The 21616-nt window shown below is 66.2% G+C and carries 19 protein-coding genes; 3 read left to right on the top strand and 16 right to left on the bottom strand.

Annotated features, from left to right (window positions below):
• Positions 1-29: 29 nt before the first annotated feature.
• The gene (locus tag AADZ90_RS00915) at positions 30-989 is read left to right on the top strand and encodes a hypothetical protein (protein WP_367311350.1); all 960 of its coding nucleotides are present in this window, start codon (positions 30-32) and stop codon (positions 987-989) included.
• 7 nt (positions 990-996) lie between these two features.
• On the opposite strand, the gene AADZ90_RS00910 is transcribed toward AADZ90_RS00915, so the two are convergent.
• The 7 genes from AADZ90_RS00910 to AADZ90_RS00880 form a co-directional block, all read right to left on the bottom strand.
• A complete protein-coding gene (locus tag AADZ90_RS00910) occupies positions 997-2082 on the bottom strand; it encodes an alpha/beta hydrolase (RefSeq protein ID WP_367311351.1) in 1086 nt (361 codons plus the stop codon).
• 64 nt (positions 2083-2146) lie between these two features.
• A complete protein-coding gene (gene hslU / locus AADZ90_RS00905; RefSeq protein ID WP_367311352.1) occupies positions 2147-3448 on the bottom strand; it encodes an ATP-dependent protease ATPase subunit HslU in 1302 nt (433 codons plus the stop codon).
• 151 nt (positions 3449-3599) lie between these two features.
• A complete protein-coding gene (locus AADZ90_RS00900; RefSeq protein WP_367311353.1) occupies positions 3600-4379 on the bottom strand; it encodes a hypothetical protein in 780 nt (259 codons plus the stop codon).
• Positions 4380-4782: 403 nt separating this feature from the next.
• On the bottom strand, positions 4783-5217 hold the full coding sequence (locus AADZ90_RS00895; protein WP_367311354.1) for a hypothetical protein: 435 nt from the start codon (positions 5215-5217) through the stop codon (positions 4783-4785).
• 78 nt (positions 5218-5295) lie between these two features.
• The gene (locus AADZ90_RS00890) at positions 5296-6369 is read right to left on the bottom strand and encodes a hypothetical protein (protein ID WP_367311355.1); all 1074 of its coding nucleotides are present in this window, start codon (positions 6367-6369) and stop codon (positions 5296-5298) included.
• Entirely contained in the window at positions 6366-6923 is a 558-nt protein-coding gene (gene hslV, locus AADZ90_RS00885) for an ATP-dependent protease subunit HslV (RefSeq protein ID WP_367311356.1), read from the bottom strand. Before hslV ends, AADZ90_RS00890 begins: the two co-directional genes overlap by 4 nt.
• A 62-nt stretch (positions 6924-6985) precedes the next feature.
• On the bottom strand, positions 6986-7879 hold the full coding sequence (locus AADZ90_RS00880) for a LysR family transcriptional regulator (RefSeq protein WP_367311357.1): 894 nt from the start codon (positions 7877-7879) through the stop codon (positions 6986-6988).
• 85 nt (positions 7880-7964) lie between these two features.
• Between AADZ90_RS00880 and AADZ90_RS00875 the strand changes: the two genes are divergently transcribed.
• Together AADZ90_RS00875 and AADZ90_RS00870 are read left to right on the top strand one after the other, a co-directional pair.
• Positions 7965-8603, top strand: a complete 639-nt coding sequence (locus AADZ90_RS00875; RefSeq protein ID WP_367311358.1) for a class I SAM-dependent methyltransferase — start codon at positions 7965-7967, stop codon at positions 8601-8603.
• A 354-nt stretch (positions 8604-8957) separates the two neighbouring features.
• Positions 8958-9884 (top strand): glycosyltransferase family 2 protein, encoded by a 927-nt coding sequence (locus AADZ90_RS00870; protein ID WP_367311359.1) that lies wholly within the window; start codon positions 8958-8960, stop codon positions 9882-9884.
• Positions 9885-9917: 33 nt separating this feature from the next.
• Here AADZ90_RS00870 and AADZ90_RS00865 read toward each other — a convergent pair whose 3' ends face one another.
• The 9 genes from AADZ90_RS00865 to AADZ90_RS00825 form a co-directional block, all read right to left on the bottom strand.
• Positions 9918-10313: a DUF1761 domain-containing protein gene (locus tag AADZ90_RS00865; RefSeq protein ID WP_367311360.1), complete on the bottom strand. Its 396-nt coding sequence runs from the start codon at positions 10311-10313 to the stop codon at positions 9918-9920.
• 81 nt (positions 10314-10394) lie between these two features.
• A complete protein-coding gene (locus tag AADZ90_RS00860) occupies positions 10395-10739 on the bottom strand; it encodes a VOC family protein (protein WP_367311361.1) in 345 nt (114 codons plus the stop codon).
• 402 nt (positions 10740-11141) lie between these two features.
• A complete protein-coding gene (gene trxA, locus AADZ90_RS00855) occupies positions 11142-11462 on the bottom strand; it encodes a thioredoxin (RefSeq protein ID WP_367311362.1) in 321 nt (106 codons plus the stop codon).
• 65 nt (positions 11463-11527) lie between these two features.
• Positions 11528-14905, bottom strand: coding sequence for a double-strand break repair helicase AddA (gene addA / locus AADZ90_RS00850; protein ID WP_367311363.1), 3378 nt, complete (start codon positions 14903-14905; stop codon positions 11528-11530).
• Entirely contained in the window at positions 14902-17838 is a 2937-nt protein-coding gene (gene addB / locus AADZ90_RS00845; protein ID WP_367311364.1) for a double-strand break repair protein AddB, read from the bottom strand. The genes addA and addB overlap by 4 nt, the downstream gene beginning before the upstream one ends.
• Positions 17838-18521, bottom strand: coding sequence for a nucleotidyltransferase family protein (locus AADZ90_RS00840; protein WP_367311365.1), 684 nt, complete (start codon positions 18519-18521; stop codon positions 17838-17840). Before AADZ90_RS00840 ends, addB begins: the two co-directional genes overlap by 1 nt.
• Positions 18518-19498 (bottom strand): aminoglycoside phosphotransferase family protein, encoded by a 981-nt coding sequence (locus AADZ90_RS00835; RefSeq protein ID WP_367311366.1) that lies wholly within the window; start codon positions 19496-19498, stop codon positions 18518-18520. Before AADZ90_RS00835 ends, AADZ90_RS00840 begins: the two co-directional genes overlap by 4 nt.
• Positions 19485-19955 carry a tRNA (adenosine(37)-N6)-threonylcarbamoyltransferase complex ATPase subunit type 1 TsaE gene (gene tsaE / locus AADZ90_RS00830; protein WP_367311367.1) on the bottom strand — a complete coding sequence of 157 codons (471 nt, stop codon included), beginning with the start codon at positions 19953-19955 and terminating at the stop codon, positions 19485-19487. Before tsaE ends, AADZ90_RS00835 begins: the two co-directional genes overlap by 14 nt.
• A gap of 40 nt (positions 19956-19995) precedes the next feature.
• Positions 19996-21576 carry a PAS-domain containing protein gene (locus AADZ90_RS00825; protein ID WP_367311368.1) on the bottom strand — a complete coding sequence of 527 codons (1581 nt, stop codon included), beginning with the start codon at positions 21574-21576 and terminating at the stop codon, positions 19996-19998.
• Between the last annotated feature and the right edge of the window lie 40 nt (positions 21577-21616).

Genomic DNA, 21616 nt, shown 5'->3' with positions numbered 1-21616 from the left:
CGCTGTCGCGACGCCCTCAGGGTCGGGCGATGCCTTCGTCAGGAAGGATTACCGAGAATGAGCCTCAGGCCTTCGGCGTCGTCTTCGGCTTTGCGCGTGACCGGGGTGCGGGCTTCGCCGGCGCATCTGCCTTGGCCGGGGCTGCCTTGGTTGCCGCGGCCTTGGTGGTGCTGGCAGATGCCGGTTTGGCGGTGGCGGCCTTTGCGGTGGCCGGCTTGGCCGGGCTGGGGCCGCTCTTGCTCTCTGCCGCCTTCGGGGTCGTCTGCTTTGCTGTCGGCGCAGCTTTCGGAGCCGGTGCCTTGGCGGTGGGGCTGGACGCGCTTTTCGCCGGTTCGGCCTTCGGTGCGGCTTTCGCGGTCTCGGTCTTTGCGGGGCTCGGGGGGGTCACGACCTTTTCGGCCTTGGTGGCCGTCTGTCTGGCCTTGGGCGCGGTCTTTGGCGCCTCGGCCTTGGCCGGGCCGGGGGCCGCTTTCGCGGGCTCTGCCTTTGCAGCGGCCGGTGCCGCCTTAGCCGTGGGAGATTTCGGAGCGCTCTTGGCCTCTGCCGCCTTCGGCGCAGCCTTTGTCGTCTGGGTCTTGGCCGGGCTCGCTTCGGCCTTCGGGGCAGCCGGCGTCGCTTTGGGAGCGGCCGTCGGGGTGTCGGTCCTGGCGGCGCGAGGGGCGGCCTTTGCCGCCGTTGCCGTCGGCGCGGTCGTCCCGGCTTCCGCCCTGGCCGGGCCGGGCGTGGTTTTGGCAGCCGCAGCCTTGGTCGCCGCAGGCGCGCTCTCTGCCGGCTTGGCCTTCGGTGCCGCCGGTTTGGGCATTACAGGTTTCGATGGGCTCTTTGATAGTCCCAGAAGACGGGCGGCTGTGGCGATGATGGCGCGTCCGGCGCCAGCGGTTTTTTCGGTTTCCGGCATGGCTCAATCCTCGATCTGCTGGGGTATCTCATGGACCCAAACCATGACGATCCCAGGGGAGTTGCCTGCAAATCGCAGAAAACCTGTGTGAATGCCACTCAGTTCAGCGATTGCACAGGTGTCAGGATGATTTCCGTCGCATTCTGAATGGTCAGCACCGTGCCGGGCAAAAGGCCCGGGCGTCCCGCCCCCTCGCCGGCGAAGGCCTGATCGACCCGCTCGGCATTGGCGAAGAGCTGCAGCAGCACCTCCGAGTCGCCCGGCACGAAATGGCCGACACCGCGGCTGAAGCTCGTCACGTCGACAACCGTCACCGGAAAGGCGGCAAGCGTCTGAATATCCGGGATATTCCCCAGCCGCCGCCCAGACCCGTTGAGCCGCGCGGACAGGCGCAGCGCCCTGTCGCGTTCGGAGGCGAAGATGACGAAGGGTTCGGGCACCGTCCGGAACCGCCTCAGCTGCGAGACGAAGACCTCCGGGTCGATGTCCGGCGAAAACAGCACCACCTCGTCGACCAGCGCATCCGCTTCTCCCGGCTGGGCGATGTCGATCTGACGCAGCGTTTCAACGACGACATGCGAGCCAAGCGAATGGGCGACGAGCATCAGGCTGTCCGCCCCGGCCTGGCGCACCTCGCGGATCATCCGCTCCAGCCCGTCGCGGGCGAAAAGCGCGCTTTCGCGGTCGCGGCCGTAGCCCAGCGGATTGGCCTGGCTGGGCCAGGCATAGTGCAGCGAGACGACGTTGGCGTTGATGTCTTCGGTCAGCTGCGCGACGCGCAGGACGCCTTCGCCATAGGTGTTGTTGTAGCCGTGGATGTAGATGACCGCATCCCGCTGCCCGCGCGGCAGCGCCTGCAAGGCGCGGGCCACCCGCGCCTGGAAGGCCTGCCCATCGGCGAGCCGTTCGCTTTCGACGGCGACGATATCGGATGTCGGGTCCGGCCGGCGGCCGGGCGTGCCCAGATCGCCCGGGTTCCGGTTCTCGGGGAAGGCGAGCTTCACACGCGCATAGGACAGGTTCAGCGACCGCGTCGGGCCCGCCTCCAGCGGCGTCGTCAGGACGCGGGTCGTCGCGATGTAGACATCCCGCGTCACCTCGGTCGGGGCGATGGCGGCAGGCACCAGCGCACCGCGCGGGGCGCAGGCGGACAGCAAACAAACAAGGAGGACGAGCCAGCGCATGAACCGATCGGTTTAGTTTTCTCACCCGACCGATAAGGCGCCGCGCCGCGCCTGTCCAGCGAAGTTACAGCACGTAGCGGCTCAGATCGGTGGAGCGCGAAAGTTCGCCCAAATGTTCCTCGACAAAGGCCGCGTCGATCTGAACCGTCTCGCCGGATTTCTCGGGCGCGTTGAAGGACAGATCCTCGAACACCCGCTCCAGCACGGTATAGAGCCGCCGCGCGCCGATATTCTCGACCGCCTCGTTCACCTCCGCCGCGATCCGGGCGAGCGCGGCGATGCCCTCTTCGGTGAAGCTGACGGTCAGATCCTCGGTCGCCATGAGCGCGGTGTATTGCAGGGTCAGGGCGTTGTCCGTCTCGGTCAGGATGCGCACGAAATCCTCTTCGGTCAGCGCGCGCAGCTCCACCCGGATCGGCAGGCGGCCCTGCAGTTCGGGCAGCAGGTCGGACGGTTTCGCGATGTGGAAGGCGCCAGAGGCGATGAAGAGGATATGGTCCGTCTTGACCGGCCCGTGCTTGGTCGAGACCGTCGTGCCCTCGATCAGGGGCAGCAGGTCGCGCTGGACGCCTTCGCGGGAGACGTCGCCGCCGCGCACATCGGTCCGGGCGGCGACCTTGTCGATCTCGTCGATGAAGACGATGCCGTTCTGCTCCACCGCTTCCATCGCGGCGCGCGTCACCGTCTCGTCGTCCAGCAGCTTGTCGGCCTCCTCCGAGATCAGCACCTCGTAGCTTGCCGCGACCGTCAGCTTCTTCTTCACCGTCCGCTGGAACGCCTTCCCGAAGAGATCGCCGATATTCATCATGCCGACCTGCCCGGGCTGGCCTGGTAGTTCCAACCCCTGCATCGGGTTCGAGGTATCGGCGACCTCAAGCTCGATCACCGTGTCGTCCAGCTCCCCCGTTTTCAGCTTCTTGCGGAACATCTCGCGCGTGCCCTCGCGCGCCTGATCGCCCGCGATGGCGTCGATCACCCGTTCCTCGGCGGCGCGGTGGGCCTTGGCCTTGACGTCTTCCCGCATCCGCTCGCGGGTCTGCAAGAGCGCCGCATCCACCAGATCGCGCACGATCTGCTCCACATCCCGGCCGACATAGCCGACCTCGGTGAACTTGGTCGCCTCGACCTTGACGAAAGGCGCGTGCGCCAGCTTGGCCAGCCTGCGCGAGATCTCGGTCTTGCCGACACCGGTCGGGCCGATCATCAGGATGTTCTTGGGATAGACCTCGTCCCGCAGGTCATCCGCCAGCTGCTTACGCCGCCAGCGATTGCGCAGGGCCACGGCCACGGCGCGCTTGGCGTCCTTCTGGCCGATGATGAAACGGTCGAGTTCCGAGACGATCTCGCGGGGGGTCAGGTCGGTCATGAGGGCTTTCGTCAGAGTGAGTGCGCGAGAGATAGGCATGTGAGCGGAAAACGCAACGGGGAGAGCTTAGGGATGAGAACTGAAGGCAGGGCACGGGCGTCAACTAAAGGTGACGAGCTTTCGAGCTTCAGCTTGAAATATGTCACTCCGCCTATCTTGATTCCACGCTTGTTGTGGGCGGTCTGACGAACTGAATGCCGCCTGTATCTTCTGAATCTGAGAGCTGTCGGAGTAGACTCTGCCGCTGAACAAGGCTGCTGAACTCAAGAATTCCATCTGCCTCTACTACTCTGATCGTGACGGGATTATTGAGCTCCCGACGAAGTCTTTTGATCTCCCGATGATAGCGGATGAGGGTTCGGATGTCGGCAAAGGCTGCCGAGGATCCCCGAAACAGTTCAGGAACACCATCGTCATCAAATAGCTTATCTATCGCATGAAGCCGTGCAACCAACTCTTCAAGCGCGATTACCTGCGGATCATCCGAGTCAGATGGTCGTGTTCTTGCACGGGCCTCTTCGAGTGCTTTCGAAGTCTTTCGTCTGTATTCTGTCGAAAAAATTTCTCCTACCGATATGCTTTCATCTGCTCGTAAGACCGCTGCTATCAATGCGATTTTTTCGGGTCCGTAGGTTGTGAAGTGGTTTACAGCTGATTGTGCCAAAAAACGATCAAGATATGGCTCAACATCCTCGTCTGGGATTATATCAACAAACCGATCATGGTCAGTGATTTCTGCTCCAAATCCGGAGATCGGCTCGAAATAGACATCAACAAATCTCTTTTTCAATTCATACCTTAAGTCTCTCAGTGCACTAGAATCGTAGACCCGCTGCACAATATAGCTTGCATCGGACGGAGGTGTGGCCAATGTGATATGTGCATTGCACATAAATAATATCAGAAAGAATATTTTGAAAACAATTCTCATATATCTATGCCTTAGGCCTATTCCTTAGGAGGAGAAAAAGGTAAAATGGGTTCTTACGCCGGACCTCAAAACAGAATTATTCGGCTCCTGAGCTCCCTTCTAATGTAGGTGTCCCGAATAGCCGAAGCAATCCAATCTAGCAGCCCCAAATCCATCCGTCCCCTCACCCCACCGGCAGCACTCTCCCCCTCGGCAGAAACGGCAGAAGTGCCGTCAGGCGGCGCGGTTCCTCTCCCGGAACGCGTCGGGAAGCGGCGGCGTGACGCCCAGGATCATTGCGATCCCTAACCCTCCCGAGGTTCGTCAGCAGCGATCACGGCGCAGTTCTCGCCCTCCAGGCCCGTCCCGAAGCGGTCGCGCTATGAGACAGGCGGCCCGTCGCAACGCTCAAAACCTCAGGAGCCTAGCACTGCACCTGAACGAACAGAATGCGGCTCATGTCGCTCGTCATACCGGTCTCTAGGAAGTCACCGGCATGTTTCTGATGATAGTCCGGATCGAACCCGACCCATGTGCAGTCCGGGTGAAGATCGATCGCGCGTCCGGCCAGGTCGACACGCGTCTCTAGCGGAATGGTCTCCGATATGGCGCTGACATATCCGTCTTCTCCCCTCGAGAAGACCTGATTGTTGAAGGTGAAATACGCGATATCCGCTCCCGATTGATGCGGCTCAAAATCGTTGAGAACCATGAAGTTGATACGGGCGGTTTCGCTATCGAAGAAGCCTCCGCCGTCGGTCGTCATATCGACTGTCACGGAGTGCGACGCCGTGTCTTCGCCGGTCGCTTTGAGGCCGAGAAACAGCAGGGGCAGGGTGCAAAGGAGGAGGTTTCGCATGGCTGTGGTCCATTTGGCTTACGGATAATTCCGGCGCGTCTTGCAGCGTATTCAGTCCATGTTCAATGCACCCACCCTTCATCCCACCGGCGGCAACTTCCCCCTCGGCAGGAACGGCAGGAGCGCCATCAGGGCGGCGCGGATCCTCTCCCAGAAGGCGCCGAGCAGCAGCAGCACGACGCCCAGGATCAGGATCGTCATGGCGATGCCCATCCCCTCGTCCAGCTGGGTGCTGAGCGCTACGACGTAACCCACGGCGGCGATCAGGAACGACCGGCGGTCGATCACGATGGCAACCAGCGCGATCAGGGCGAGGAAGGCGATCAGCAGCCCGCGCGCGCCCGGCGCGTCGCTGGTGATGAGCGTCAGCGCGATGGTGTTCACGATGGCGGGGGCCGCCACGATGTGCAGCCAGAACCCGTTCGAGGCGCGGCGGGTCACCCGGTGCGGGTCGGACATGTCGAACCACATGGCGACGGCAAAGACCGCGACGCCGAACAGCAGCGTGCCCAGCGCGAAGGGCCCCTCCGCCGACAGCAGGAACAGGTCGGACAGATCGCCGGGGTCGCCCGCCTGCACCGCCAGCGCCACGACCATCAGGATGAACAGCCCCACCGCCACCAGCGCCAGCGCGAACGGCACCCGGAAGCGCAGCCAGTAGATCAGCAGCGCGACCGAGGCGAGCGCCAGCGGGAAGATCGTGCTCGACCAGTCCTGCTGGGCCACCATGAAGGGCTGCGCATAGGAGGCCGTGAAGCCGAGCGCCGCGTTCAGCGCCCAGAAGATCGTCAGCGTGATCGCGGGCGCCACCATCCGCCGCCGTCGGATGAAGTATTCCGACAGCGCCCAGAGGATCCCCGCCGCGATCAGGCTGCGGGTGACGACGAAGCCCTGGACGTCGAAGAACCCCGTCCCCGCATCGACCCAGCCGATCGCCGCCGACACGCCGACCCACCCGGCGGCGAGAATGACAAGGCCCACGACGATGAAGATCTCGTTGAAGCCTTTGAACAGCTCGAACGGCTCCTCATCCGGGCGGGTAGCGGCCAGATGCCCCTGCCGTTCCGCCGCCAGCGTCAAAATCCGCGCCGCCTGCGCCTCGGTGATCGCCCCGGCGGAGACGGCGGCGCGCAGGTCGTCCTTTTCGATCATCCCTTGATCGCTTCGACCGTGAGGTTGCCGTTGGTGTAGACGCAGATATCGGCGGCGATCGCCATCGCGTCCCGCGCGACCTGTTCTGCCGACCGGTCGCTGCCGATCAGGCCGCGGGCGGCGGCCAGCGCGTAGTTCCCGCCAGAGCCGATGGCGGCGATGTCGTGCTCGGGCTCCAGCACGTCGCCCGCGCCGGTGATCACCAGCAGCGTCTTGCCGTCGGTGACGATCAGCATCGCCTCGAGCTTTTGCAGGTACTTGTCCGTCCGCCAGTCCTTCGCCAACTCGACCGAGGCCCGCTGCAGCTGGCCCGGATGCGCCTCCAGCTTGGTCTCCAGCCGCTCGAGCAGGGTAAACGCATCCGCCGTCGACCCGGCAAAGCCCGCGACCACGTCGTGCCCGCCGGGCGACAGCCGCCGCACCTTGCGCGCGGTGCCCTTGATGACCGTCTCGCCCAGGCTGACCTGCCCGTCGCCCGCGATCACCACCTCGCCACCCTTGCGCACGCCGATGATCGTCGTGCCGTGCCAGCCGGGAAACTCGTCTTTCGCCATAGAAAACTCCTGTCGTCCGGTCCCCATATGGGGCGGCGGCGCGGGGAAGGGAAGCGGCGGCGTCAGGCGGCCTCGGCCAGGAACTCTGCCAGAAGATCGAAGACGATGCGGATCCTGCGGCTCGTATGCAGCTCGCGGTGGGTGGTCAGCCAGACCGGGAATTCGATCGGGTCCATCTCGGGCAGCACCGGCTCGATCCCCGGGGTCTTCGCCGCCACCGCCTCGGACATCACGGCGATGCCAAGGCCCGCCTGCGCCATCTCCCACGCGACGATGCCGCTGCTTGATCCGCATCTGAAATTCCGCTCGGTCAGCTCGATCCCGATCCCGGCGAGGAAGGCCCGGTACCGCGCATTGTCGCTCAGCCCGATCCAGTCATGCCCGGCCAGATCCGCCCGATCCGCAGGCCGGCCCCGCCGGTCGAGATAGGCGGGCGCGGCGTAGAACCGCCCCTTCATCATGCCGACGAGGCGCGCGATCAGGTCGGGCTGTTCGGGGCGGACATGGCGGATCGCGATATCGGCCTCGCGGCGCAGCAGGTCGCGGATATCGTCAGCCGCGATGATCTCGATCTCGATCAGCGGCGCGACCTCCCGCAGGCGCAGCAGCGCCTCGGGCAGGATATAGGCCGACATCGCGTCGCTCGCCGTCACCCGCACCTGCCCTTCGACCGCCTGCGACTGGCCCGAGGCGGCGAGCGAGATCCGGCTCGCCGCATCCCCCATCGCCCGCACGTGGTCCAAGAGGTCCCGCCCGGCGCGCGTCAGCTGCAACGACCGGCCCGCCCGTTCGAACAGCGTCACGCCCAGCGCGTCTTCCAGCGCGGTCACCTGCCGCCCCAGCGTCGGCTGGGTCAGGCCCAGCGCGCGCGCCGCGGCCGACAGCGACCCCTCCTCCACCGTCGCGAGGAAGGCGCGGACCTGGTTCCAATCATAGGAGATGGCGGACCAATTCATGCATCCCCGTATATCCGAAGTACCGATTTCGGCAATTCCTCTTCGATCTGCGCATGGTCTAGATGGCCACGAAAGGAGAGAGACGATGATCGATACGATGGATTTCTGGGACCGGAAGGCGCAGCGCTACGCGACGAGCCCGATCGCCGATATGCGTGCCTACAAATACACGCTTGAGCGGACGCAAAGCCATCTGCGCGCCGATGACCGGGTGCTCGAACTGGGTTGCGGCACCGGCATGACGGCAGCGCATCTTGCCCCCGGGGTCGGGGAGTATGTGGCGACCGACATGTCGGGCGAGATGGCGAAGATCGCCCAGGCCCGTGCGGACGAGGCCGGGCTGACCAATATGACGGTCCGTACCGGCGGGGTGCAGGACATCGTCTTCGACGGTGGCCGCTACGACGCGGTGCTGGCGTTCAACCTGCTGCACCTTCTGGACGATCTGCCGGGGGCGCTGGCCGGCATCTCGCGGCTTCTGAGGCCCGGCGGGCTCTTCATCTCGAAGACGATCTGCCTGCCGGATCGGGGCTTTCCGCTGAAGCTCACGCTGATGCGGGCGATCCTGCCGCTGATGCAGCTGGCCGGACAGGCGCCCCACGTGCGGATCACCAAGATCCGGGAGCTTGAGCGCGAGATCTTCCATGCGGGCTTCGAGATCATCGAGACGGGCAATCACCCGGCAAATCCGCCCAGCCGCTTCATCGTCGCGCGCCGCGCGTGAGGCGGCAGGACGGGGCGGCCTTCTCAAGCGCCGGAGAAGCGGGATCCTTGACAGGCAGGTGAAGAATGGCCCGCTTGTGAGGATCCCACCGATCAACTAGTGAGGCCGAAAGAGTGGCCGCGCAGGTCCTCCCTGAAGGGGCCTGCGCGGCCCACGAGACGGACGTTAACACGGTTGATGCGCAATTACCTTGGTTTCTCAAACGGTTGGTCAAACGGTGGGTCGGTATGAATGCGCGGCAGAAGCGCGGCGTTCCATCCTCATGGGCGTGATGGCCCGATGCCGGTTGCGCCTCTCTCGAAAGCGGGTGCGTCAACTGCCAGGCCTGAACATGCATTTGAATAGTTAACTGCCGTGGGGACGATCAGCATCATCCTCTGCAGTCACAATGGCGAGCGCCTCTTGCCGGACACGCTGGATAGTCTTGCTGCGCTGGATCTGCCATCGCCGACGCAGCTGATACTGGTCGACAACGCGAGCACCGACCGGACCTGGGAAATCCTCCAGCGCCCGTTCGAGAGGTTCGACGTCATCCGCCTGCAGGAACCGCGGCGCGGCAAGTCCCTGGCCCTGAATCTAGCGCTGGAGCGCGCGGCGGGCGATCTCATCGTCTTTACGGATGACGACACAACACGGGATCCGGACTGGTTGACTGCCTATCTCGATGCCGGAACACATCATCCAGAGGCGCTGTGCTTCGCCGGTCAGGTCCGCCCGAATTGGTCGGCAACACCGGCCAGGTGGCAGGAATACATCGCCGATCACGGCGGGGCGTTCGGATGTTCGAAGATCAGCTTCAACGACCGCGTTCAGCCGATAGACGCCTCGCAGGTCAAGGGCGCGAATTTCGCGATCCGGGGGGCTGCGCGCGCCTTGAGGTTCGATACGGAGCGGCTGAACTACGGTCAGGAGGGTGCCGGCGGCGAGGATACGCATTTTGCGTCCCGTGCCGGGGATCTCGGACATCCCATCCTCTTCGTGCCGGATGCGGTCGTCCGGCACCTGATCGAACCCGAGGACATGTCGATTGGCAGCGTTCTCGGACGAACCCGCAGCATCGGCCGGTCAAGGTGGCAGAGGTTGCGCCTCCAGGGCGAGCCGCCGGAACTGGAACTGCGCAGGGCGCGACGACGGTTCAGAAAGGCCGTGAAGAACATCTTCCGGTCGCGGTCGCGGCCTGAGATGGTGTTTTGGCTTCTCAAGGCGGTTTTCTGGCGGGCGCAGATCAAGGAAGCCAGGAACGAGGCCGCGACGCCCGCTGCCTCGGCCGAAACCCCCTGACACGCCGGATCGGCGGTGCGAACCGGCGGCCCGTCAGAAGAGCGTCAGCACCAGCCCCATCACCCCGCAGGCAACAGCGGCATAGCCGCCGTCGATCATGGCCAGCCGGATCGGCCGCATCGAATAGAGCACGTTGAGCGTGATCCAGGGCGCGATGAAGAAGGCGCCGATGCCAAAGCCCCCGATCAGCCCGGCATGCCAGGTCTCGACGCCGCTGCCCGAAAAGGTATGCGCCATCATCGCGGCGACGACGAGGGTGCAGACAAAACCCTTGGCATAAAGCGCCGGGCTCTGGGTGATGTCGGGCGTGCCGTCCTCTTTCATCGGGACGCCGATATCGGCCATCCATTGCGTGGAGAACACGTTGTACCAGATGGCACCTGCCGCGAACCCGGCGACGGCTGCGATAAATATCGCGACGATACCCATGGACCTCTCCCTTCCTTCCGTCAGGGCAGGATGGCGTGAGGTGGGTCCCATGGGAAGGCCGTACCGTGTCCACCGGCGCCGTCAAAGATCCAGATGGTAATGGAAGAGATGTCCATGAAGATCGCGGACTGTGAACTGACGCAGGCCCCAGGGCTTGTCCTCGATCGGGTCCACGATCTCTGCCCCCAGATCGTTGAGGGCGCGGTAAAGGTCATCGATCGCCTCCGCAAAGACCCAGAACGTTCCGGGATGGATCTCGGTATCAGTCTCGCGAAAGAAGATCGCGCAATCCCCGCGCGAGACGGCCCCGATCCGCCCGTCCTCCTGATGCCACCCGATCCGGAATCCCATCCGGTCCCGATAGTATCTCTGCGCCTCCTCTACGCTTCGCACCGGAAGCTCGGGCGTAGCCGGACCAATTCTCATCGGCAACTCTCCTTGGCAGCGGGCTCTCGCTCTCCGCCTGCACGATACAGCAAGGACCCCGTTCCGTGCTACGGCGAGCGGCCCATCCAGGCAGGCGATGCCCGTCCTCCCGACGTCCCATCAACAAAACGGCGCAGCTCTCAGCATTGTCGCCGCTGTTGCGCTGCACCGCAGCAGAACGCTCGGTTACCGGGCGATCCACCGGTGTGATGTCCGACAGGAAGCCGACGGTATGCCGACCGAATGCCGACCCGCCGATGCGCCCAAATTTTCCTGGATTAATGGCCGATTCGGGGTCTTCCCGGGGTTGCGCCTGTCAGACCAGCCGTCCGCCCCTCTCATACCCGGTTAACAAAAAAGGCGCCCCGCAGGGCGCCCTCGATTCGGATTATGGGACAGGGATCAGATCGACTCTTCGATCCAGCTTTGCAGCTGCGCCTTCGGCTTGGCGCCCGTCATGTTCGACACCACGTCGCCGCCCTTGAACATGAACAGCGCCGGGATCCCCCTAACCCCAAGCTGGGCGGGGGAATTCGGGTTGTCGTCCACGTTGACCTTCACGATCTTGACCTTGCCGTCCATCTCCTGGCTCAGCTCTTCCAGCGCGGGCCCGATCTGCTTGCAGGGGCCGCACCATTCCGCCCAGAAATCGACAACAACAGGAATATCGGACTGACGGACCTCGGTCTCGAAGGTCTCGTCGGTGACAGCATGGGTGGCCATATCGGCTCTCCTCGGTGGAGGTGGGTTGGATCAGGTGCGGAACGTAGGAACGCGCGCGGCGCCGGTCAAGCAGGTCTCGCGGTTGTGAGCGCGCCGGACACAAGGTCATGTGGCAAAAGCATCAGTTCCGGCCCGGCCGTCCACAGGATCGCGGTCTGGATTTCGTGGTCAGGATAGACCTCGGACAGCGCCGCTTCATAGGCGCCCATCTGCCGCAGGATGCCGTCCGGGGTGTCTTTCGGATCGTCTGGGGCAACGCGATTGGTCTTGTAATCGACGGCGAGAACCCGGGTGTCGGTGACCATCAGCCGGTCGATCGTGCCGTGAATCCGCTGCCCGTCGAGCGCGTCGAGCGCGGCGCTGATGGCGACCTCGCTGAGGGTGCCCGGGGCAAAAAGGGATTGGAAATCTGGGTGGTGGAGGATCGCCCGCGCCTCTTGCAGCGCGGGTGCCAAGGGCACTTCGTCGCCAACTTCTGCGGCAAGCGCGTTGATGATCGCGGGGTGATCCTCCTCCGCAGCATCCGGCAGGGTCTCCAGCAGCCGGTGGACGAGCACCCCGTGAAGCCGGGCCGCTTCCGGGTCGGCGCCCGCGGCTTCCCCGGGCAGCGTCTTCAGCCCGCCGAGGGCGGAGGGCGAGAGGGTCGGCGCCGGGCGCTCCGCGCGCGGTGGCGGGGTCAGGAGGGCCAACGGGATCGGACTGTCCTTTTGTTTCTGCGACTTAGAAGTCTCGGCAACCGGCCCGTCCCACTCGAGATGAGACAGGCGCAGCCCGTCGCCGGTCGGGAAGGCATGGCGATAAGCGCCCGTGTGATCCAGCCCTGCCCGGATCGCGTCGTGCCACCCCTCGTTTTTGCTGTCCTTCGCCGGGGCCGCGCCGCAGCAGATGAGCCAGCTTTCGGCCCGGGTCATCGCGACATAGAGCAGGCGGTTCCGTTCCGCCTCCAACCGGGCCACGTGGGCGTCCGCGACGGACGCCAGCACAGGCGGCCGCTGGGCTTTGTTCAATGCCGGCAGACCAAGGCCGTTTGTATCGTAAATCCTTGGCGGATCGGGTGGTTTTCGCGGCGCGGTATCGGGCAGGACGACGATCGGCGCCTCGAGCCCCTTGGCGCCATGAACCGTCATCACGCGCAGCTTGCCGCGGGCGGCGCCCAGTTCGCGCTTGATCTCGATCTCGTCGCCGCGGATCCATTCGAGGAAACCGGTGAGGCTCGGCACCGAGGTGCGCTCGTAATCGATGGCGAGGCCGAGGAGGGCGTCGATCGCATCCTCGGCCTCCTCCCCCAGCCGGGCCAGCAACCTCTCGCGGCCGTCATGGCGGGTCAGCAGGCGTTCGATCAGCTCGTAGGGGCGCAGGAAATCGGATTGGGCGCGCAGATCGTCAAGGATCTCAAGGGTTTCGGGGTGATGGTCTCGCTGGTCGCGGAGCGCCTGCCAGAGATGCTGACCTTCGGGGCGCGGCTGGGCGAGGGTGAACAGGGCGCCCTCGTCCCACCCGAAAAGCGGCGATTTGAGCGCGCTGGCCAGCGCCAGATCATCCTCTGGCAGGGCGAGGAAGGCGAGCACGGCGAGGATATCCTTCACCGCCAGTTCCTCGATCACCTTCAGGCGGTCCGCGCCCGCGACCTCGATCCCCTGCGCCTTGCAAGCGCGGATGATCTCGGAAAAGAGCGGCCCGCGCCGCTGGACAAGGACGAGGATGTCCCCCGCATCGACAGGCCGCCGCAGGACGGTGCCGTTCCGCGAGACCGGGATCGTCTCCTCTTCGGTCATCCGCTTGATTTCGCTGGCAATCTCGCGGGCCAGCCGGACCTTGGGGTCGCCCGGCTGGATGCGGTCGACGGGATCGGTCCAGTCGCCGCTTTCTTCGGCCTGTTCCCGTTCGATCATCGGCCAGAGGTCGACGCGCCCGGGCAGATCGGGCCGGAAGGGACGGTGCAGAACCGCGTCGCCCACGCCGGGGCGGTCGCGGAACACCTCATCAACGAGGCGCAGGATCGGCGCGGCGGACCGGAACGAGTAGTCGAGCGAGGAGATCGCCAGGGGGTCGCCTGTGGCGTCGAGCCGTTCGGCGAAGTGCGCCTTCAGACGCTCGAACTCCGCCGGATCGGCGCCTTGGAAGGAGTAGATCGATTGCTTCAGATCGCCGACGACAAAGATCGTCCGGCGGATGCCGGGCCGCGCCCCGGCGCCTGCGGTGAACTCCTGCGCAAGGTCGCGGATCACCTCCCACTGGTCCGGACTGGTGTCCTGGGCCTCATCCACCAGGATATGGTCGATCCCGCCGTCGAGACGGAAGAGCACCCATTGCGCGACGGCGGGATCGGTCAGCAACTGGCGCGCCTTGCGGATCAGATCGTCGAAGTCGAGCCAGCCGCGGATTTCCTTGGCCCGGTCAAGCGCAGGCAGAAAATCCTGCGCGAAATGGTGCAGCGCGCGGGCGCTTTGGAAGGCCAGCAGGGCGAGGCGCCGATCCCGGCCTGCCGCCACCCGTTCCATGAGATGATCGAGGTCGGCCGCTCCCGTGAAGTGCGGCGCGGCCTTCAGGGTCGCCTTGGTCGGGATTGTGCCACTCTTCGGCCCAAAGGGATTCGCGGCGGTCTCGCCATAGAGAAACACATCCTCGAGGTCCGCCAGATCGGGATAGGCGATTTCGCCCCTCGCAGCGATTGCCGAGAGCTTTGTGGCGACCTTCTGGTCGTTCGCGCTTCCGGCGGCGCAAACCGCCACCAGATCGGCGATGAGACCGGCATCGCCCGGCGCAACGGTCTGTGCCAAGAGACTTGCTTCATTCTCGCCCGGCATAAGGCCCAGCGCTGCGCGAAGCTCTGTCTCGTTGCGGGGCGGCAGGAACAGGTCGCGCTGGCGGGCGATGTCGGCGAGCAGCTTGTCGAGGTCGATGGTCGCGTGGTGGCGGGCGAAGTCCTGCAGGGTCTCCGGCGCGTCCGCGGCGATCCGATCGAGGACGTCGGCACGGAGCTGCTGGGCGCTGCGGTCGTCCATCTCGACGAAGCCGGGGCTGACGCCCGCTTCAAGCGGGAAGCGGCGCAGAAGCGTTGCGCAGAAGGAGTGAATCGTCTGGATCTTCAGGCCGCCGGGCGTTTCGATCGCGCGGGCGAAGAGCCGGCGGGCCTCTGCGATCCGGGTAGCGGAGACAGGGCCGGTGACGCCGAGATCGGACAGGTTCTGCCGTAGGTCCTCGGGCGCCATCATCGCCCACTCGCCGAGGCGGCGGAACAGGCGGTTCTGCATCTCGCTCGCCGCGGCCTTGGTGTAGGTGAGGCAAAGGATCTTCTGCGGGTCGACCCCGCCGAGGAGGAGCCGCGCGACCCGGTCGGTCAAGACGCGCGTCTTGCCGGAGCCTGCATTCGCGGCGAGCCAGGTCGACCGTTCGGGGTCGGCGGCCTGCTGCTGGCGGCGGGTCGCTTCATCGACGCTCATCCGACCCTATCCCCTTTGGCGCGGTCCGACAGGTCCCATTCGCCGAAGCGCGAGAGGTGGTCGTAATCGCTGACCGCACTCTCCTGCTCCATGGCGAGGCGGGCGGTGTAGCCGCGGTCGCGATCGGCCCAGCGGGCCATGAGCTGGCAGAAGCCGTCCCACGTCTTGTCGGGCGGTTCCTCGTTCAGGGGCGCGGGATGCACCTTGGCGGGGTCACGCAGGCTGATGTAGTCGGCGCGCGCGATCACCGCGCCCGCCGGAAAGCCGGGGAAGCCGCCCTGTTGGAGGATTGCGGCTTCGAGGAGGAGCTGCTTGTCGAAGACCTTCTGCTGGGCCTTCGTCGGGGGGGTGCCGGACTTGTAGTCGTAGAGGATCGCCGCGCCCGCCCCGGTCCGGTCGATGCGGTCGGCCTTGGCGGTAAGGGTGACGTTCAGGCCGGGGATCGTCGCCTGGCCGGTCTTTTCGAGAAGGGCGGGCGTGCCGCGAGCCTGGCGCGCATGTTCGCTGTCGATGAAGGCTTCCGCCGTTCGGTCGAGTGTCGCGTGCCAGAGGGCTCGCGTCGCTTCGCCGGGGACGTGATCGGCGAGGATCTGGCCGGCGAGGTCGGTCAGCGCTTTGCGGGCGTCGTCGTCGCTCGCGTAGGGCCAGCGGGCGATGAACTGGTGCAGGATCTCGTGCAGGACGATCCCGCGCAGCAGCGCGTCGGGGCGGGCGCTGAGCGGGTCGAGCGGCCTGAGCCGCAGGATGGAGCGGGCGTAGATCGCGTAGGGGTCGCGGATCAGGTCGCGGATACGGGTGACCGAGAGCTTGCGGGGCCTGAGGTCGACCGGTGGCTGGGGGGAGGGGCGCGGCGCCAGGTGGATGCGTTTCGCGGGGCGGTCGAGCGCCTCGGCCCAACCGACATAGGTGCGGCCGCGGCTGCGCATTGCCTTGAGCGCGTCTGGGCCGTTCTGGTCGTGGAGGCCATCGAGCAAGTTCGTCAGGCGGTTCAGCCAGCGGGAGGGCACGGTTTCGGCGTCGTCCGACCGGAGCGAGCGGCTGAGCCAGACCTCGGGCGCGCAGATCGCCTGCTGGAAATCATGGGCCGAAAGACCGATCCGCCGCTCGGGCAGGAGGAGCCCGGCCTGGAGGCGCATGGCGCGGTTGAACCAGGGGTCGGGGGCCGGGCGTTCGGGCCAGGTGCCGTCGTTGAGCCCGCCGAGGATGACCAGATCGCATCCCTGCACCCGCGCCTCGAGCGTGCCCCAGATGCGGATCTGCGGATGGGGCTCGATGGTGCGGCGGACATTGGCGCGCGAGAGGATCGCGGTGAGCAGCTCGGCGAAGTCGGCGGGGCGAACCGGGCCGCCATGGGGGGCGCTTTCGGCCAGTTCGGCATGGAGCGCGGCGGCAGCCTCGCCGGCCTCGCCGGTCCAGAGCGTGGCGCCATCCCCGCTCGGGCCGGCGGTGATGTCGTCGGCGAGGCGTCGGTGGATCGTCACCAGATCAGCCAGCGGGTGCGGCCGGTTCTCGGGCAGGTGATCGGCGATCCCGATGACCCAGCCTGCCCAGGCTGCCCGCGCAGTATCGTCCGATGCCCAAGCGGTGATGTCGGCGGCGCGGGGGACGGTGAGGCCCTTGCGGCGGAGGTGCAGTTCAAGATCCCGGGTCAGGCGCAGGTGGTCGCCGCGTCCCTCCCCGCCGCTATTGGCGAGCGGGTGTTTGAGGAGCGTCAGCAGCGCCTCGGCATCCAGGGCACCCGCCATTGCCTCGGCGACGTGGCGCAGGAAGCGGCCGGGGGCGGTCAGGTGCAGGGGCTCGCCCGCGCTGTCGTCCGGGGTGATCCGCCAGCGGTCGAGCGCGGCGGTGACCTGACGGGCGAGGGTCCGGTCGGGAGTGATGAGCGCGGCGGTCTGGCCGGTCTCTGCCGCCTTGCGGAGACGGAGCGCGATGGCGGCGGCCTCGATCCTTGGGGTCGGGGCCTCGATCAGGGTCATCGCGGCGGTCGCGCCCTCGAGATCGGTCAGGTTTTGGCCATCGGCGATCCAGTCGTCGGTGACGGGGGCCGGGCGCAGCGCAAGCGAGACGAGCGCGTTGCGCGGTGGCGACGGAGGTTCGGCGGCGGTCCAGCGGGAGATCGCGGCCGGATCAAGCCCCAGATCGTCGGCGAGGCGGCGGAAGCGGTATTGCGGATGATCCTCTGCCGTCAGCGCGTCGCCCAGCCGGTCCCAGACTCGGGCGGGCATGTCGAAATCGACGCCGGGCAGGACCAGCGCACCCTGCGGCAGATGGGCGACCGCGCGCATCAGGAGCGCCGTCGTACTGCGCGACCCGGTGGAACCCGCGAGGATGACCGGGTGGCGCGGCGGGGCAGTCTGCCACCGCGCGACAAGGGTCTCCGTCGCCTTGCGCAGGCGGGTTTCGGGGTCGGGTGCGTCGGAGGTTTCGCCGAGGAACCTCTCGGTGATGCGAACGAATTTCAGCGCCCTCTCCCAATGGCCGGAGGCGTCGCTGACATCGACCGCCACGATATCGTCGGCGCCGACCCCTTCGCCGCGCATCTCGTCGATCAGCGCAACGAGGCTGTCTGCAAGATCAAACACGCGCTGGCGCCCGGCGAGGTCTGGTTCCTGTTCGATCAGCGTGGAGACCAGGCGCGCGACCTCGAGCCGCCGTTTCAGGCCGCCGGGGGCGGGCGGCGGCATCCCAAGCGCGGGATCATCGGCGATGTCCGTGAGCAGGCGAATACGGGGGAGTAACCCCGCAGGCCCGGCATCGAAGCACTCGCGCAGGCGCCGCTGCATCCGCCGGGTGTTCACGATCAGCTCGACGCGGCCCATCGCGTCTGGCCTTTGGCCACTCAGCCGGTGGCGGAGGCCCGCGATCAGCTCGACCGGGAAATCGACGCCCGGTGGCAGGCCGAAGACGCGCGGGCCCTCTTGCGGGGGGAACATCACCCGGCGGCCAGCATCGCCTCGGCCTCGGCAATGCCCGCAGGGCGGCCGACATCGCACCAGTGGCCGTCATAAATCAGCCCATGGACGCGCCCGGCCTCGATCATCGGCTGCCAGACTTCGCGCAGGGAGAAGGCGGATTTGCCAACGGCGGCGAGCGTGTCGGTCCGGAGGATCTGCAGGCCGGTATAGACGAGGTCCGGGTGCCAGGAGATGCGGTTCTCAGTGTCGAGCGTGAAGCTGCCCTTGCCCGCATGGCCATGCGCCCGGTCGCGCGGGACGAGGAGAAGGAGCGCGTCCATCTGGTCAGGATCCCAGGCGCTGCACAGGGGGCCGATCGGGTTGGGGCCGTGCCAGACCGCATCGGAATTCATCGTCAGGACGGGATCGGGGCCGAGGAGTGGCAGGGCGTTGAGCAGCCCGCCCCCGGTTTCGAGGATCTCCGGGTGTTCGGTGATCGTCGTGATCCCGCGTCCCTCCAGGTGCAGACGCAGGACATCGGGGCGGTAGTGCAGATTGGCGATGACGTTGGGGATTTCGGCAGAGAGGATCGGGTCGATCGCGTGGTCGATCAGGGGACGGCCGGCGACCTCGATCATGGCCTTGGGGCTATGTTCGGTCAGCGCCCCCATCCGCGTGCCGAAGCCTGCGGCGAAGACCATGGCAGAGCGGGGTTTGGTCACTTTTGCGCCTCCTTGATCGCGGGGAAGGCGGCATGGATCGGCGCGGCGATCTCGGCCAGCGCCGGGTCGGCAAGTGCGTCGCGTAGGCGGGCGTGGAGGCGCGGCAGGAAGCGCAGATAGCCGGTGCGGCCATCGCGCTGGGCGAGGCGGTGAAAGACACCGAGGATCCGCAGATTGCGCTGGAGCGAGAGGGCGGCGATCGCGGCCGAGAGCGCCTCAGGCGGAGTGCCGGTTTCGCGGCTGAGGCGGTGAGCGAGGGCCACGCGCACGGCGGGCGAGACGTCACGGCGGATGTCTGTGATGAGCGAGACGAAATCATAGAGCGGATGCGCGATGACCGCGTCCTGGAAGTCGAGGAGGCCGGCACGAGCCAGGCCGGTTTGACCGGGGCGGAGGACGATGTTCTCCACGTGGAAATCGCGCAGGGCGGCGACGGAGGCTTCGGGCGCGTGAGTGGAGAGCGCGATGCGGACGGCGCTGAGAACGTCGTCTCGCAGCACTGCCGCCTTGGGCCCACCGGCCCAATCGACGGCGACGTCACAGATGCCGGCGGCGCTGTCGGGATCAAAAGTGGCGCGGCCGGGCATAGGGGGCTGGGCGCGTAGGTGGAGGAGCACGTCGAGCGCGATGCCGTAGAGGGCCCCCTCCTGATCCGGGGCCGCTGCGATTTCGCGTGCGAAGAGGGCATCGCCGAAATCCTCGATGAGAAGAAAGGCGTGATCCGTGTCGCTTTCGTAGATTTCCGGCGGTGACAGGCCAGCAGAGCGGAGATAGGCCGCGACATCGAGGAAGCTGCGCAGTTGCGCCGGATCCTCGGCGCGGGCATCCATCAGCAGCGCGGTGCGCCCGTCGCCACGGACAACCCGGACGTAGGACCGGCGCGAGGCGTCGCCCGCGATGCGCTGCGACCGGGCGGCGGTCCAGCCTGCGCGGGTCAGGAACTCGGCAAGATCGGGGTCGAGGTCATCCAAGGGCATCGGCAAGGCGCCCTTTCCAGGTGTCGTTCTGGGATTGGAACTGCGCCTCGCGCCCGTCACCCGCCATCGCGAGGTGGAGCGTCAGGGCGTCGGCCGGGGCCATGTCGCCCAGCCGGTCGGGCCATTCGATAAGGCAGATCGCGTCTTCCATCGCGTCCTCCAACCCGAGCTCCAGCACCTCGTCCGGGCCGGACAGGCGGTAGAGGTCGCAATGCCAGATCTCGGTCCCGTCCCGCCCTTCGTAGGTTTGAACCAGCGTGAAGGTGGGCGAGGGAATATCCTCGTCCTGCGCAAGCCGGGCGCGGATGGCGGCGCGGGCAAAATGGGTCTTTCCGGCGCCGAGCGGCCCGTCGAGGCAGAGCGTATCCCCCGCCTTCAAAACGGGGGCGACGCGGCGGGCCAGATCGGTCGTGGCCGCATCATCGGGTAGGAACCGGGGGGGAGAACACCAAGACATGGTGGGAGCATACGCTTGCGCGCCTGCCCCGCAAGATCAATCACGCATGTGCCGCGACGGTATCCAGCGATGGCGCGTGGGGCAGCGCGGTGCCTTCGATGCCGAGCCGTTCGAAGGTGCACAGCGTCGCCCCGCCCGCGATGGGAGAGCAGCGAAGCTCGAAAATGCGGCCGTCTTTCAGATGGATCGGGGCGGTCCATTCGCTGCGCTCACCGAAAGTCCCGACGAAATCCCGCAGGTCTCCCCAAGCCGGTGTCGGCAGGCAGCGGATCTGCATGTCACGGGTTGCCTCGATCGCCGTGACCTCAGCCACCGTTTCGCTGTCGGCGATATCCCAGAGCTCGGCAAAGGCGCTGTTGGAGAGCGTCATCACGCCGGTCGGAGAGAAGACGGCGATCGCATCCCGCTGGGCGTCGATGACGGACTGCCCCATGTCGATCTGCGAGCGGAAACGCCGGGTGAGCGAGATATCGGCGGAGATATCCTCGATCAGGAAGGCGACCGCGCCGTCTGGATGGGGTCGGCCGGTGACCTTGTAGGTCTGGCCTTCGGGCAGGGTCCAGTTTTCCTCGTAAGTACCCGAGCTTGCGGCGTGTTCCATGGAGGTCACAGCCTCACGCCAGCTTTTGTAATCCTTGGGCTCCGGCAGGACGCGCGCCTCGCGCAGCCGGTCGAGAAAGCCGTGAAGCGAAGGGCGGGTCGCGAGGAAACTAACCGGCAGCCCGGTAAGGTCGTGGAGCGCCGGGTTGAAGAGCACCAGCCGACGGTTCCTGTCGAAGACGGCAAGGCCCGTGGGCAGGTGGGCGAATGTCTTGGAAAGGGTCTGGATGAAATTCTGTTGCGCCGTCTCGGCCTTGACAAGTGGGCCTGCATCTTCGGCGACGAACAGCACCTCCGATCCACGATCAAGCGCCACGACGTCAAACCAGAGCGGGTCGCCCCCGTCCGGCAGGTCGACAGACAGACGCTTGCGAGACACGGCACTGGCCGTGCCGATGGCGGACAGCGCCTTGAAGAGGCGAGGCGGCGGCCAGGCGCCCAGGTGTCCATCCAGACGGTCTGCGATATCGAGATAGGACGCGTTGGCCCAGGTAATGTTGCCGCGCTTGTCTTCCTTCCAGATGAGCTGCGGGGCGTCTTCGGCGATACCGCGCAGGATTTCGACCTCTTTCTGTGCGGTTGCATGCTGGAGCGACATGTCGGTGGCGGTATGACTCTCTGGCAGCACCTCAATCCGGAGTGTGCCGCGGCAGTTTTCGGCAAGGATCCCACTGGACAGCGCGCGGTCGGTGCAGTCGACGCGGACGCGGTTCGAGGTATCGAGATCGCTGAGTGCGTCGCGGAGCCCGGGGAAATGCCCCGCCATCGCTTCAAGAAACCGGTCAAGATCGCTGCGGCCGGCGCGGGGTGGTCCGAGGAGCGCGCGGGCCTGGGGGGTGGCGTCGGCGAGGGCGTCGCCATCGAACAGAAGCACGATTGCGTCGGGGGGCGGCCGCTTGATGGTGCCGATCCGGGGCATGCGCCGTTTGTCGATGACGAGCACCGCGATAACCAGGCAAAGACTGAAAAAAGACGCGCCAGCGATCGTCAGCCCGATGGTGAGCGGTGTGAGATCAAGCATTTCGGCACTCCCGTCAGACACGGCATGGTTGTATCTGGCG

The sequence above is a fragment of the Aestuariibius violaceus genome (assembly GCF_040779325.2).
In the GTDB taxonomy this organism is placed as follows: domain Bacteria; phylum Pseudomonadota; class Alphaproteobacteria; order Rhodobacterales; family Rhodobacteraceae; genus Aestuariibius; species Aestuariibius violaceus.
The sequence above is the reverse complement of the archived record's forward strand: the minus strand, read 5'-3'. Positions and strand labels throughout refer to the sequence as shown.